We start from the raw sequence: 13966 nt of genomic DNA, 5'->3' as shown, positions 1-13966 counted from the left end.
TTGCGATGTTCGACTCCGTGCGCGACGACCTGCGTGCCACCCTCGACGAGATCCGGGCCGCCGGGCTGCACAAGCCCGAGCGGGTGATCGACACCCCGCAGTCCGCGACCGTCAACGTCAGTGCGGGCGGCCGTCCCGGCGAGGTCCTCAACTTCTGCGCCAACAACTACCTCGGCCTGGCCGACCACCCCGAGGTGATCGCCGCCGCCCACCAGGCGCTGGACCGCTGGGGCTACGGCATGGCGTCCGTGCGCTTCATCTGCGGTACGCAGGAGGTGCACAAGCAGCTGGAGGCGCGGCTGTCCGCGTTCCTCGGCCAGGAGGACACGATCCTGTACTCCTCCTGCTTCGACGCCAACGGCGGTGTCTTCGAGACCCTGCTCGGCCCCGAGGACGCGGTGATCTCCGACGCCCTCAACCACGCCTCCATCATCGACGGCATCCGCCTGTCCAAGGCCCGCCGCTTCCGCTACGCCAACCGTGATCTGGCCGACCTGGAACAGCAGTTGAAGGAGGCTGTTGAAGGCGGCGCCCGGCGCAAGCTGATCGTCACCGACGGCGTCTTCTCCATGGACGGCTATGTGGCGCCCCTCGCCGAGATCTGCGACCTCGCCGACCGCTACGACGCCATGGTGATGGTCGACGACTCGCACGCCGTCGGCTTCGTGGGCCCCGGCGGCCGCGGCACCCCCGAGCTGCACGGCGTCATGGACCGCGTCGACATCATCACCGGCACCCTCGGCAAGGCCCTCGGCGGCGCCTCCGGCGGCTATGTCGCGGCCCGTGCGGAGATCGTCGCCCTGCTCCGGCAGCGCTCCCGCCCGTACCTGTTCTCCAACACCCTCGCCCCGGTGATCGCCGCGGCCTCCCTGAAGGTCCTCGACCTGCTGGAGTCCGCCGACGACCTGAGGGTCCGGCTCCGCGAGAACACCGCGCTGTTCCGCCGCCGGATGACCGAGGAGGGCTTCGACATCCTCCCCGGCGACCACGCCATCGCGCCCGTCATGATCGGCGACGCCTCCGAGGCGGGCCGGATGGCGGAGAAGCTGCTGGAGCGCGGGGTGTACGTGATCGGCTTCTCCTACCCGGTGGTGCCGCAGGGACAGGCCCGGATCCGGGTGCAGCTGTCCGCCGCGCACTCCACCGAGGACGTGAACCGGGCCGTGGACGCCTTCGTGGCCGCCCGGGCGGAGCTGGCCGGCTGACCTGAGACAATCGACGGGTGATCGAAGCGCGGCGGCTCCACATCCTCCGTGCGGTGGCCGACCATCGCACGGTGACGGCGGCTGCCGCCGCGCTGTATCTGACGCCCTCGGCCGTCTCCCAGCAGCTCACCGCCCTGGAGCAGGAGACCGGCCACCGCCTGGTGGAGCGCGGCGCCAAGGGCGTACGGCTCACCCCCGCCGGTGAGATCCTGCTCAGCCACACCAACGCCGTCCTCGCTCAGCTGGAGCGCGCCGAGGCGGAGCTGGCCGCCTACGGCTCCGGCGCGGCCGGCACGGTCACCGTCGCCGCCTTCGCCACCGGCATCGCGCAGGTCGTCGCCCCGGCCGTGGCCCGCCTCGCCGAGACGGCGCCCGGCATACGGCTCCGGGTCCAGGACGCCGAGGGCGACGCCAGCCTGCCGATGGTGCTGGACCGGCAGGTCGACATCGCGGTCGCCGTCGAGTACCGCGGGGCGCCGCCCGCCGACGACCCCCGGCTGAGCCATGTCCCGCTGTACGCGGAGCCCTTCGACGCGGTGGTGCCGATGACGCACCGGCTGGCCGACCTGGCGGAGGTGCCGCTGGGGGAGCTGGCCAAGGACCCGTGGATCGGGCCGTACCCCGGCAACCCCTGTCATGACGTGGTCGTCCTCGCCTGCGAGAGCGCCGGGTTCCAGCCGCGCCTGGAACACTCCTCCGACGACTTCCGGGCGGTCGTGGCGCTGGCCTCGGCGGACGTCGGTGTCGCCCTGGTCCCGCGCTCCGCGCTGCGCGGGATGGACCTGACCGGGGTGATCGTCCGCCCGGTCGACGGGGTCGCCCCCACGCGCCGGGTCTTCGCGGCCGTACGCCGTGGCGCGGAGGAGCATCCGCTGATCCGGCCGGTGCTGGACGCGCTGCGGGCGGCGGCGGCAGCCTAGAGAGGGTCGGGAACCGGCCACGGGTCGCGCGCAGTCTGGGTTGGCATGCGTGTGACGATGATCCTTCCGGCCCTGACCGAGGCGACCAGCCCGCTGTTCCGGCCCATCAAGTACTCGCTGTTCCCGCCACTGGGCCTGGCCACCCTGGCCGGCTATCTGGACCCCGGCGACGAGGTCACGCTCCACGACGAGCACGTCGAGCGGATCGACCTGGAGTCCCTGGACACCCCGGATCTGCTGGTGATCCAGCCCTACATCACCTCGGCCCGGCGCAGCTACGAGATAGCCGACCACTTCCGCGCCCGGGGCGTCCATGTCGCGATGGGCGGCCTGCATGTCACCTCGCTGCCCGAGGAGGCGGCGGCCCACGCCGACACGATCTTCACCGGGCCCGGGGAGGACACCTGGCCGCTGTTCCTGAAGGACTTCCGCGACGGCGTCCCCGCCCGGCGCTACGACTCGACCCAGCGGACGCTGGCCGGACTGCCCCCGGTACGACGGGACCTGATCAAGCGTCACCTCTACCTCGTCCCGAACTCGATCGTGGTGTCCCGGGGTTGTCCGCACCACTGCGATTTCTGCTACAAGGACGCCTTCTTCGAGGGCGGGAAGTCCTTCTACACCCAGGCCGTCGACGATGCCCTGGCCGAGATCGACCGGCTGCCCGGCCGTCACCTCTACTTCCTCGACGACCATCTGCTCGGCAACCGGCGTTTCGCCGAGGCCCTGTTCGACGGGATGAAGGGCATGGGACGGCTGTGGCAGGCGGCCGGGACGGTCAACTCCGTACTGAAGCCGGACCTGTTGGAGCGTGCGGTGGAGGCGGGTCTGCGCAGCCTGTTCGTCGGCTTCGAGACGGTCAACGACGCCAACCTCGCCGAGCGCCGCAAGAACCAGAACATCGGCACCGACTACGCGGCCGCGGTACGGCGCCTGCACGACGCCGGGGTGATGGTCAACGCCAGCTTCGTCTTCGGGCTCGACCAGGACGGGCCAGACGTCTTCGACCGGACCGTGGCCTGGGCGGTGGAGCAGGGCATCGAGACGGCGACCTTCCACATCATGACGCCCTATCCGTCGACCGGGCTGTGGAAACAAATGGAGGCGGAGGACCGGATCGTCCACCGGGACTGGGACCTGTACGACACCCGCCATGTCGTCTACCGCCCCAAGAACATGACGCCACGTCAGCTGGAGGACGGGTACTGGCGGGCGTACCGCGACTTCTACCGCTGGTCCAACATCTGGCGGGGCGCGGGAGCCCAGCCGGGCACGCATGAGCGGCTGCGTCATCTCGCCTACGCGGGCGGCTGGAAGAAGTTCGAGCCCGCATGGGATCTGCTGATCCGGTCCAAGCGGGTGGTGCGGGCGCTGCCGGCGCTGGAGAGGACGCTGGCGGCGTTCGGGGGGAGGGGGTGACCTGATTTCTGATATGGGATATCGTCCCGGATGTGAAACAGGCTGTCGTGGAGGGCGGGCCCGATCCCGTCGATGTGCGGCTCGGTGCCCGGCTGGCCGCGCTGCGGGCCGAGCGCGGCTGGTCGCTGGGTGAGGTGGCCGAGCGCAGCGGGGTCAGCAAGTCCACGTTGTCCCGGGCCGAACGCGCGGAGATCAGCCCCACCGCCGCGCTGCTGAACCGGTTGTGCGCGGTGTACGGGCGGACCATGTCCCAACTGCTCAGCGAGGTCGAGTCCGAGCCCGCCCTGCTGGTGCGGGCCGCCGAGCAGCCGGTCTGGCAGGACCGGGCCTCCGGATTCGTCCGGCGGTCCGTGTCGCCGCCGCACCCCGGGCTGCGCGGCGAACTCGTCGAGGGCCGGCTCGCCCCGGGCGCCGACATCGCCTACGACCGGCCGCCCGTACCGGGCCTTGAGCAGCACATCTGGGTCCTGGAGGGGGCGCTCCACGTCACGGCGCAGGAGGCCGAGCACCAGCTGGCCGCCGGGGACTGTCTGCGGCTGCGGGTGTGGGGGTCCACGCGGTTCCGGTGCGCCGGTCCGGACGAGGTGCGGTACGTGCTGGCGGTGGTGCTGCCGTGAACGTCTCGCGACTGGACGGGGATCAACTGCTCGCCCGCGCGGGTGAGTTGGCGGAACTGCTGGTGGACGCCGTGGACGGGGGTGCCTCGGTCGGCTTCCTGGCACCGCTGGACCGGGCCGTGGCGGAGGCCTGGTGGAAGGAGCGGGCGGCAGGGCCGTTCGCGGTGTGGATGGCGGTCGACGGCGGGCGGATCGTCGGCACCGTGAGCCTCGCCTTCCCCGACAAGCCCAACAGCCGCCACCGCGCCGAACTGGTCAAGCTGATGGTCCACCGCCGGGCCCGCGGACGCGGACTCGGCCGTACGCTCCTGGCCACCGCCGAGCGGGCGGCCGCCGCCGCGGGCGTCACCCTCCTCCACCTGGACACCGAGACCGACAGCCCCGCCGAACGCCTGTACCGCGGGGCGGGCTGGACCCGGGCCGGCATGATCCCCGACTACGCCGCCGACCCGGCCGGGGTGCTGCGCGGGACGACCCTGTATTACAAGCACCTGAGCGCTCTGACCGGGTGATTGTCAGTGGGAGGGGCTACGGTGCCTGGCATGCAGGATGCCGAAGACGTACGCCGTATCGCCCTGTCCCTGCCGGACACCACCGAGAAGGTCGCCTGGAACATGCCCACCTTCCGGGTGGCGGGAAAGATGTTCGCGACGGTGCCCGAGGACGAGACCTCCATCGCGGTGCGCTGCCCCAAGGAGGAGCGCGACGAGCTGGCGCTGGCGGAGCCGGAGAAGTTCTGGATCGCCGACCATGAGGCGATGTTCGCCTGGGTGCGGGTACGGCTCGCGGCGCTGGAGGACGAGGAGGAGCTGCGGGACATCCTCGCCGACTCCTGGCGGCAGGCGGCGCCCACCCGACTGCTCGACGCCCACCCCGAGTTGGGGCTGCCGTCCGACGGATGAAATCGCCTCGGGCGTTGTCAGTGCCGCGTGGCATGATCCGGCAGCGAGGGTGAGAGCCGGGGCGGAGGGGGCTCCGGCTCCCACCGGGGCCGGTGCGCGGGGAGGGGAGCGGGGGGTATGGCGAGGGGGTTGTCGAAGGCGTCGCCCGAGGGGGCGGCCGGGGGCGTCCACCCGGTGTGGTCGCGTGACTTCGCCCTGTTCTTCGTCGCCCGTGCGGTCGCCCGGCTCGGGGACACCATGCTGCCCGTCGCCCTTGCCGCGGGGCTGTTGCAGCACGGGTACGGCGCGGGCGCGGTGGGCCTCGCCATGGCCGCCACGGCCGCCGCCTTCGCCGGGTTCGTCGTCTTCGGCGGAGTGATCGCCGACCGGTTCAGCACCCGCAGGCTGATGATCGGCGCCGACCTGGTGCGCCTCGGCACCCAGGCGCTCGCCGCGGGACTGTTCTTCTCCGGGCGTGTGGTCCTCTGGGAGATCTGCGCGATCGGCTTCGCCAACGGTGTCGCGGGCGCCGTCTTCCAGCCCGGCGTCGCCAGCACCACACCCCGGCTCGCCTCCGACGTCCAGGGCGCCAACGGCGCCATACGCATCGCGGAGTCCGCGGCCCAGCTCGCCGGACCCGCCCTCGCCGGTCTGCTCGTCGGGCTCGCCTCCCCGGGCGGCGTCTTCGCGGCCCACGCGGCGACGTACGCGGTGAGCGCGCTGTGCCTCCTGCTGCTGCGCCTGCCCCCGCCGCCCGCCGGGAGCACCCCGATACCGAGCACCTTCCGGGCGGACCTCGTCCAGGGCTGGCGGGAGTTCCGGGCGCGCACCTGGCTGTGGGGCGTGATCGCCGTCTGGTGCCTCTACATGCTCACGGTGTGGGGCCCGAGCCTGCCCCTGGTGGCGACCTCGGTGGTCCGCGAGCACGGCCCCGGCGCCTACGGCCTGATCAACTCCGCGCTCGGCGCGGGCACGGTCGTCGGTGGCCTCCTCGCGCTGCGCCTGCGCCCCCGTCGCATGCTCCGCGCGGGCGCGATCAGCCTCTTCGCCTTCGTCGGCTTCCCGGCGACGGTGGGCCTCGGCCTGGACGTCCCCGCGATGGCCGCGGGCGCCGCCGTGGCGGGCGCCGGCATGTCCTTCTGGAGCGTCATGTGGGCGACCACCGTCCAGACCCAGGTCCCCCCGGACGTCCTCAACCGCATCCACGCCTACGACGTGGCGGGCTCCCTCGCGATGATGCCGGTCGGCCAGGCCCTGGCGGGCCCGTCCGTGTCGGCCCTGGGCGCCGAGCAGGTGCTCCTGGTCGCGGGCGTGATGAGCCTGGTCGTCGCGGCGATCCTGCTCGCGGTACGGCCGATACGGGACCTGGAGCGCGCCGACGCGCCGACCGCCGGATCCCTGCCTTCGGGCGAGCCGGAGCGGGCCCGCGCCGAATAAACCGGTGCGCGACCACCGAGCCGAGTGCGGTATTGTTTCCCTGTTCGTTCGGCCGGGGGAAAGCCCAGGTCAGCGGGGCTCGGGACGTGGCGCAGCTTGGTAGCGCACTTGACTGGGGGTCAAGGGGTCGCAGGTTCAAATCCTGTCGTCCCGACCAGCTTCACAGCAGGTCGGAGGCCGTCTTCTCAGAGATGAGATGGCGGCCTTTTCCGTGTCCGGGGTCCGGGGGCGCTACAGCCGGACCGTCAGTTCTATCGCCACCTCGTCGCCCGCCGACAGGCCCTGCGGTTTGCGGACCGCTGCCTTGAGCGGCAGCAAATAGTGGCCGTCCTTCGGGAACAGGGACGTCGTGAACTCGATCGCACCGATGCGGGCGTCCACCGGGATCACGCCCCAGCCGTACGTGGCCAGCGACGCCACCTCGCGGATGTCCGCGGACTCCTCCTCCGGCACGGGAACGAAGTAGTACGGCGACGGGCCGCGCCACTCGATGACCTGGCCGGTGAACGCGAGTTCCACAGGGGCAGCCTCACTTCGTCGATCGGGGACACGGACAGACGGCCGGGCCGGCCGACGGGTGTCGGCCGGCCCGGGTGTCAGGGCGGGTTACTGAGCCCGGATCGCTCAGACCAGGTCGAAGCGGTCCAGGTCCATGACCTTGGCCCACGCCGCGACGAAGTCGTTCACGAACTTCTGCTTCGCGTCGTCGCTCGCGTAGACCTCCGCGAGCGCCCGCAGCTCGGAGTTGGAGCCGAAGACCAGGTCGGCCCGCGTGCCGGTCCACTTGACCTCGCCCGAGGCCAGGTCACGGCCCTCGAACGTGGTCTGGTCCGGGGAGGTCGCCTTCCACTCCGTGCCCAGGTCGAGCAGGTTGACGAAGAAGTCGTTCGTCAGCTTGCCCGGGGTCTCGGTGAGGACGCCGTGCTTGGTGCCGTTGTGGTTGGCGCCCAGCACGCGCAGGCCACCGACCAGGACGGTCAGCTCGGGGGCGCTCAGCGTGAGCAGGTTGGCGCGGTCCAGCAGCAGGTACTCGGCCGGCAGGCGGTTGCCCTTGCCGAGGTAGTTGCGGAACCCGTCGGAGGTCGGCTCCAGTGCCGCGAACGACTCGGCGTCCGTGTGCTCCTGGGTCGCGTCCACGCGGCCCGCCGAGAACGGCACCTGGACCTCGACACCGGCGTCCTTGGCGGCCTTCTCCACGGCGGCCGAGCCACCGAGGACGATCAGGTCGGCCAGGGAGACCTTCTTGGCGCCGGAGTTGAACTCGCCCTGGATGCCTTCCAGGGTGCGCAGCACCTGGGCGAGCTCGTCGGGGCTGTTCACCTCCCAGCCGCGCTGCGGCTCCAGACGGATCCGGGCACCGTTGGCGCCACCGCGCTTGTCGCTGCCGCGGAAGGTGGAGGCCGACGCCCAGGCGGCGGAGACCAGCTGCGAGACGGTCAGACCCGAGTCGAGGATCTTCGCCTTGAGCGCCGTGACGTCGGCGGCGTCGATCGTCGCGCCCTCGGCCGCGGGCAGCGGGTCCTGCCACAGCAGCGTCTCGTCGGGGACCTCCGGGCCGAGGTACAGCGACTTCGGGCCCATGTCACGGTGGGTCAGCTTGTACCAGGCGCGGGCGAAGGCGTCCGCGAACTCCTCCGGGTGCTCGTAGAACCGGCGGGAGATCGGCTCGTAGATCGGGTCGAGCTTCAGGGACAGGTCGGTGGTGAGCATCCGCGGACGGTGCTTCTTCTCGCCGTCGAAGGCGTCCGGGACGATCTCCGGGGCGTCCTTGGCGATCCACTGGTGAGCACCGGCCGGGCTGGTGTCCGGCTCGTAGTCGTACTCGAAGAGGTTCTTGAAGAAGCCGTTGCTCCACTGGGTCGGGGTCGTGGTCCAGATGACCTCCAGGCCACTGGTGATCGCGTCCTTGCCCACGCCCGTGCCGTAGGTGCTCTTCCAGCCCAGGCCCTGCTCCTCCATGGAAGCGGCCTCGGGGTCGTCGCCCACGTGGTCGGCCGGGCCGGCGCCGTGGGTCTTGCCGAAGGTGTGGCCACCGGCGATGAGGGCGACGGTCTCCTCGTCGTTCATCGCCATCCGGCGGAACGTCTCGCGGATGTCGCGGGCCGCGGCGATCGGGTCCGGGTTGCCGTTGGGGCCCTCCGGGTTGACGTAGATCAGGCCCATCTGGACCGCGCCGAGCGGGTTCTCCAGCTCGCGGTCGCCGGTGTAGCGCTGGTCGTCGAGCCAGGTGGTCTCGGGGCCCCAGTAGACGTCCTCGTCGGCCTCCCAGACATCGGCGCGGCCGCCGCCGAAGCCGAAGGTCTCGAAGCCCATCTGCTCCAGCGCGACATTGCCGGTGAGAATCATCAGGTCGGCCCAGGAGATGGACTGGCCGTACTTCTTCTTGACCGGCCACAGCAGCCGGCGGGCCTTGTCGAGGTTGCCGTTGTCCGGCCAGCTGTTCAGCGGGGCGAAGCGCTGCTGACCGGCGCCGGCGCCACCGCGGCCGTCGCTGATGCGGTAGGTGCCCGCGCTGTGCCAGGCCATGCGGATCATCAGCGGGCCGTAGTTGCCGAAGTCGGCAGGCCACCAGTCCTGCGAGGTGGTCAGCACCTCGGCGATGTCCTGTTTCACGGCCGCGAGGTCGAGGCTCTGGAACGCCTCGGCGTAGTCGAACTCCTCGCCGAGAGGGTTCGTCGCCGGCGGGTTCGTGGCAAGGATCTTCAGGTTCAGCCGCTCCGGCCACCACTGGCGGTTGCCGCCGCCCTGGGTCGGATGCGGGGCACGCCCGTGCGCGACGGGGCAGCCCCCGGTGCCCTCCTCCGTCTTGGGATCGGTGACGATCGCGTCGGGGTTCTCAGCCATGGCGAATCCTTCCGGGCTTGGTGGATCTCGTGCTCAGAGAATTTGGGGGGTCGAGCAGTCGGGGCACACGCCCCAGTAGATGACCTCGGCCTCGTCGATCGCGAAGCCGTGGTCGTCGGAGGCGGTCAGACACGGGGCGTCACCGACGGCGCAGTCGACGTCGGCGACGACACCGCACGCCCGGCACAGGACGTGGTGGTGGTTGTCCCCGACACGTCCCTCGAACCGGGCCGGGCTGCCGGCCGGCTCGATACGGCGTATGAGTCCCGCCGTGGTCAGGGCGTGCAGCCCCTCGTACACGGCTTGCAGGGAGATATGGCCCACACGGTCCCGCACCCCCGAGGCGATCGCCTCGACGCCCAGGTGGTCGCCGTCCCGGACGGTCTCCAGCAGCGCGACCCGGGCGGCCGTCACCCGCAGGCCGACACCGCGCAGCTCCTCGGCGGTGGTCGGGGTTCCGGATGAGCTCATGCGCCGAACCTACCCTCAAAAACACGAACGATTCAAGAAAACGATCCGTTCAAATTTGATGGCGCGCAGACGTCGTGGGGAGGGCCGGTCCACGACGCCCCGTCACGCGTACGACAGCACCCTCCCGCACTCCCCTCCAGTCCGCCTCACGGCGCGCACGAGAAGCGGTCCGTGACCGTCAGACCACGCATCCGACATGAGCCATCGCCTGCTTCAGCAGCACGCCGTGGCCGCCCGGCATCTCGCTCTGCACCGCGGGGGACAGGGCCTCCTGGGGGCTGAACCACACCAGGTCGAGGGCGTCCTGCCGGGGCCGGCAGTCGCCCGTCACCGGGACCACGTAGGCGAGGGAGACGGCGTGCTGACGCGGGTCGTGGTAGGGCGTGATGCCCTGGGTCGGGAAGTACTCCGCGACCGTGAAGGGCTGGAGCGAGGACGGGACGCGGGGCAGAGCGACCGGGCCGAGGTCCTTCTCCAGATGGCGCAGCAGGGCGTCACGCACCCGCTCGTGGTGCAGTACGCGGCCGGAGACCAGGGTCCGGCTGACCGTTCCGTCCGGTCCGATGCGCAGCAGCAGGCCGATGCTGGTGACCTCGCCGCTGTCGTCGACGCGCACGGGCACGGCCTCGACATACAGAATCGGCATGCGGGCGCGGGCCATGTCCAGCTCGTCGGAGGTCAGCCAACCGGGCGTGGTTTCGGTCATATCAGACATTGCTTGATCATACTTTCCGGGATCGACGCGCGCTCAGTCGCGCCGGGGGACGGTTTCGGCGGGAAGTCCGTACAGGCGGCGGGCGTTGGCGGAGCCGGTCCACCGGACGATCCGTAAGGCGTCGGGCAGACTCAGCTCGTCGGCGTCGACCCGGTCCTGGAGCAGCGCGGCCAGGCCCTGCCGGAAGGACACCGCGCCGAGCAGGTAGAACTCGGCCGGACCGTAGGCGTCGGAGCTGTAGAGCAGCTTGCGGAACGGGGTGATCTCCAGCGCCTCCTCCAGGACCGCACGCGCGCGTGCGGGGCCGACATGGTGCAGGGTGAGGCCCACGTCGAGGTACACCTGCTCGAACACGGCGGCCAGGTAGGCGGCTTGGCGCTGGTACGGCCAGCAGTGCAGGAGCAGCACGGGGATCGTGCCCACGATCAGATGCAGCCAGTCGGTGAGCCGGGCCGGGTCGGCCCGGTGCAGCCGGATGTCGCTGTCCCCGAACCCGGTGTGCAGTTGGAGCGGCAGGCCCAGGTCCACGGCCGTCCACAGCACGTGGCGCACCAGCACCGGATCGGACAGCCGACCGCCCGCGGCCGTCCAGCGCCGGGCCGCCTCCGTGACCTCCCCCTCCGTCGGGCGCGCCGGGTCGAGGTCGAAGCCGGTCCGGTAGGCGGCGACGGACTTCACCGCCACCACGCCGGGCCGTCGTACGGCGTCCTCGGCGGCCCGGCGGAAGGCGGCGCCGTACTCGTCCGGCTCGACGCCCGCCCGCGCGACCGACTCGGCGAGGTTCTCCAGGCGTTCGACCTCGAAGGCGGTGCCGCCCGACAGTTCGGCCAGTTCGCTGGGCGAGGTCAGGGGGAGCGGGGCGTAGCCGGTGTCGACGCACAGGACGTCGGTGCGGGAGGCGGCGAGGAAGCGCCGGTTCACCTCGGCCGCGCCGAGTGCGGCACGCCGGGCCGTGTAGGCGTCCGGCGAGGCGTGTCGGGGCAGGTCCAGCACCGGGGCGCAGTGGCGGCGCACGGCCACGCCGACCGGGGTGTCGAAGGGGGAGATCCCGGGCCAGGCAGCGCCCTCGGTCAGCAGGGACTCGAGGCCCGCGCGGTCCAGGTCACCGGTGGTCACACCGTGGCAGTGGTGGTCGACCAGGGGCTGGGCGGCGAGGGCCTCGTGCACCGGACCGCGGGCGGGGGCCGTCACGTCAGTACCGCCAGCGGTACGCCGCCGCGATCCCGGCGTCGTCGAGGCCTTCGACGGCGGCGATCTCGCCCTGCCGTACGGCGATCACCGCGTCGGCGAGGACCGGACCGAGCGCCGAGCGCAGCACCTCGTCCGCGCGGAACTCCTCGACGGCCTCGGCGAGCGAGGTCGGTAGCCGGCGTACGTCCCGCGCCTCGGCCTCCTCGGGGCTCAGGTCGGCCGGGTTCCCGGTGATCTCACTGGGCAGGGACGCGGACTTCGCCATGCCGTGGAGACCGGCGGCGATGACGGAGCCGAGCGCGAGACAGGGGTTGGCGGCGAGGTCGACCGGCTTGATCTCGATGTTCGCCGCCTGGTCGCGCAGCCCCGTCGTGCCGGTGATCACCCGTACCCCCGCCTCGCGGGTCTCCCGGCCCCAGGCGGTGAACACCCCTGCCCACTGGGAGGGTTTGAGCCGCAGATAGCTGGCGGGGCTGGGCGCGGTCACCGCGGTGAGCGCCGGGAGGTGGTGGAGGACGCCGGCGGTGAAGGACTCGGCGTCGGACGTCATGCCGTGGCGGCGGTCGCCGCCCGCGTGCAGATTGGCGCCGTCGCGCCAGGCGGAGAGGTGGAGGTGACCGCCGTTGCCGACGCCCTCGGCGAAGACCGCGGGGGCGAAGGAGACCACCAGGCCGTGGCGCCGGGCCACCGCGCGGATCGTCTGGCGCACCAGCACGCTGCGGTCGGCCGCAGCCACCGGGTCCAGCGCGCCGACCGACAGCTCGAACTGCCCCGCCGCGTACTCGGGATGGATCTGGTCGACGTCCACGCCCTGCTCGGCGAGCGCGGCCAGCAGATCGGCGGCGCAGTCGCTCAACTCGACCTGCCGGGCGGCGCCGTACGCCGGACCGGGCACCGCGGGCCTGAACTCGCCCTCGGCGGTGGGGCCGTGGCCGACGGACCACTCGATCTCGATCGACGCCCGGAAGGTCAGGCCCTGACGGGCGGCGTCGGCGACCAGGTGGCGCAGCAGGGTGCGGGTGCAGCCCGGATGAGGCTCGCCCTCCTGGGTGATCCGGTCCACCGGCGCCCACGCCCAGCCGGGCTGCGCGGCCAGCACCGTCAGCCGGTCCAGATCGGGGTAGAGCCGCAGATCGCCGTCGGGCGAGCCGAGGACATCGGTGGTGACGATGGAGTCGTTCGCCAGGAAGGTGTCGAACACCGGGGACATCCCGACGCCCCAGGCCGTCGCCGAGGCCAGCTTCGCCGTCGGGATCGCCTTCACCCGGGTGATCCCCGCGGTGTCCACGTAGGCGAGCACGATCCCGTGCACACCACGGCCGGACAGCTCCCCGCTCAGCGCGGTGGCCCGCTCGATGTCTCCGGGACGCCCTCCGGGCACGGGGTCGGCAAGGGTGGTCATGCGCTCTCCTCGTCGAGCTGGGCCGCGAAACTCGCTGTGGGCGTCAGGGTTTCACGGCCACCCCGCCGTACTGCGGCACCGCGGCGGGAGAGTCGGCGCCGGCCCGCCACACCGAGCACGACACCAGGCCCGGTTCCACGAACTCCAGGCCTTCGAAGAACGCGGTGATGTCCGCGCCGCTGCGGGCGGTGATCGGGGGAGTGGCGTTCTTGTTCCAGAACTCCATCGCCGGGATCTGGCCCGCGCCGCCCACCTTGTCGTCGTAGGTGGGGTGGGTCAGCACCAGACAGCTGCCGGAGGGGACCGCGGCCATCACCCGTCGCGCGATGTCGCGGGCCTTGTCGAAGTCGAGGACGAAGTTGAGGATGCCGAGCATCATCACCGCGACCGGCTCGGTGAAGTCCAGGGTGCCCTTGGCGCGTTCGAGGATCGCCTCCGGGTCGTGCACATCGGCGTCGATGTAGTCGGTGACCCCGGCGTGGGTGCCGGTGAGCAGGGCGCGGGCGTGCGCGAGGACGATCGGGTCGTTGTCGACGTAGACGATCCGCGCGTCCGGGGTGATGCGCTGGGCGATCTCGTGGGTGTTGTCCGCCGTGGGCAGTCCGGTGCCGATGTCCAGGAACTGCCGCATGCCGCGCTCCTCGGCGAGATACCGCACCGCGCGCCCGAGGAACTCGCGGTCCGCGCGGGCGATGTCCCGGATGATCGGGAACATCCCGGCGACCTGCTCGCCGACCTGCTGGTCCACGGCGTAGTTGTCCTTGCCGCCGATCCAGTAGTTCCACACCCGCGCGTTGTGCGCCACACCGGTGTTGAGCTTCGCGGACCTGTCCGCCGGGGTGTGGCCTTCGGTCACGACTCGTC

The 13966-nt window shown here is 71.7% G+C and carries 14 protein-coding genes and 1 tRNA gene; 8 read left to right on the top strand and 7 right to left on the bottom strand.

The window, feature by feature from the left end; all coding sequences use genetic code 11:
• The first annotated feature begins 5 nt into the window (after positions 1-5).
• From BN159_RS07630 to BN159_RS07595, 8 genes are all read left to right on the top strand, one after another.
• The gene (locus BN159_RS07630) at positions 6-1205 is read left to right on the top strand and encodes a glycine C-acetyltransferase (protein WP_015656350.1); all 1200 of its coding nucleotides are present in this window, start codon (positions 6-8) and stop codon (positions 1203-1205) included.
• 17 nt (positions 1206-1222) lie between these two features.
• Positions 1223-2125, top strand: coding sequence for a LysR family transcriptional regulator (locus BN159_RS07625; protein ID WP_015656349.1), 903 nt, complete (start codon positions 1223-1225; stop codon positions 2123-2125).
• 45 nt (positions 2126-2170) lie between these two features.
• Positions 2171-3544 (top strand): B12-binding domain-containing radical SAM protein, encoded by a 1374-nt coding sequence (locus BN159_RS07620; protein ID WP_015656348.1) that lies wholly within the window; start codon positions 2171-2173, stop codon positions 3542-3544.
• A 32-nt stretch (positions 3545-3576) separates the two neighbouring features.
• Complete coding sequence (locus BN159_RS07615) at positions 3577-4161, top strand: helix-turn-helix domain-containing protein (protein WP_041818930.1); 585 nt, start codon at positions 3577-3579, stop codon at positions 4159-4161.
• Complete coding sequence (locus tag BN159_RS07610; protein WP_015656346.1) at positions 4158-4673, top strand: GNAT family N-acetyltransferase; 516 nt, start codon at positions 4158-4160, stop codon at positions 4671-4673. Before BN159_RS07615 ends, BN159_RS07610 begins: the two co-directional genes overlap by 4 nt.
• Positions 4674-4703: 30 nt before the next feature.
• A complete protein-coding gene (locus BN159_RS07605; protein WP_041818928.1) occupies positions 4704-5063 on the top strand; it encodes an MmcQ/YjbR family DNA-binding protein in 360 nt (119 codons plus the stop codon).
• A gap of 117 nt (positions 5064-5180) precedes the next feature.
• Entirely contained in the window at positions 5181-6479 is a 1299-nt protein-coding gene (locus BN159_RS07600; RefSeq protein WP_015656344.1) for an MFS transporter, read from the top strand.
• A gap of 80 nt (positions 6480-6559) precedes the next feature.
• Positions 6560-6636 (top strand) — tRNA-Pro (locus tag BN159_RS07595).
• A 74-nt stretch (positions 6637-6710) separates the two neighbouring features.
• Here BN159_RS07595 and BN159_RS07590 read toward each other — a convergent pair.
• The 7 genes from BN159_RS07590 to BN159_RS07560 all read right to left on the bottom strand — a co-directional run bounded on the left by BN159_RS07590 (position 6711) and on the right by BN159_RS07560 (position 13958).
• The gene (locus BN159_RS07590; protein ID WP_015656343.1) at positions 6711-6998 is read right to left on the bottom strand and encodes a DUF1905 domain-containing protein; all 288 of its coding nucleotides are present in this window, start codon (positions 6996-6998) and stop codon (positions 6711-6713) included.
• Between the two features lie 105 nt (positions 6999-7103).
• On the bottom strand, positions 7104-9323 hold the full coding sequence (gene katG / locus BN159_RS07585; RefSeq protein ID WP_015656342.1) for a catalase/peroxidase HPI: 2220 nt from the start codon (positions 9321-9323) through the stop codon (positions 7104-7106).
• A gap of 33 nt (positions 9324-9356) precedes the next feature.
• A complete protein-coding gene (locus BN159_RS07580; protein WP_015656341.1) occupies positions 9357-9794 on the bottom strand; it encodes a Fur family transcriptional regulator in 438 nt (145 codons plus the stop codon).
• A gap of 178 nt (positions 9795-9972) precedes the next feature.
• Positions 9973-10500, bottom strand: a complete 528-nt coding sequence (locus BN159_RS07575) for an NUDIX hydrolase family protein (protein ID WP_041818926.1) — start codon at positions 10498-10500, stop codon at positions 9973-9975.
• 42 nt (positions 10501-10542) lie between these two features.
• Positions 10543-11700, bottom strand: a complete 1158-nt coding sequence (locus tag BN159_RS07570) for an amidohydrolase family protein (RefSeq protein WP_015656339.1) — start codon at positions 11698-11700, stop codon at positions 10543-10545.
• A 1-nt stretch (position 11701) separates the two neighbouring features.
• Positions 11702-13102 (bottom strand): glutamine synthetase family protein, encoded by a 1401-nt coding sequence (locus tag BN159_RS07565; RefSeq protein ID WP_015656338.1) that lies wholly within the window; start codon positions 13100-13102, stop codon positions 11702-11704.
• A 43-nt stretch (positions 13103-13145) separates the two neighbouring features.
• Positions 13146-13958: an SAM-dependent methyltransferase gene (locus BN159_RS07560; protein WP_015656337.1), complete on the bottom strand. Its 813-nt coding sequence runs from the start codon at positions 13956-13958 to the stop codon at positions 13146-13148.
• Positions 13959-13966 lie beyond the last annotated feature (8 nt).

Source organism: Streptomyces davaonensis JCM 4913 (assembly GCF_000349325.1).
In the GTDB taxonomy this organism is placed as follows: Bacteria; Actinomycetota; Actinomycetes; order Streptomycetales; family Streptomycetaceae; genus Streptomyces; species Streptomyces davaonensis.
The sequence above is the reverse complement of the archived record's forward strand: the minus strand, read 5'-3'. Positions and strand labels throughout refer to the sequence as shown.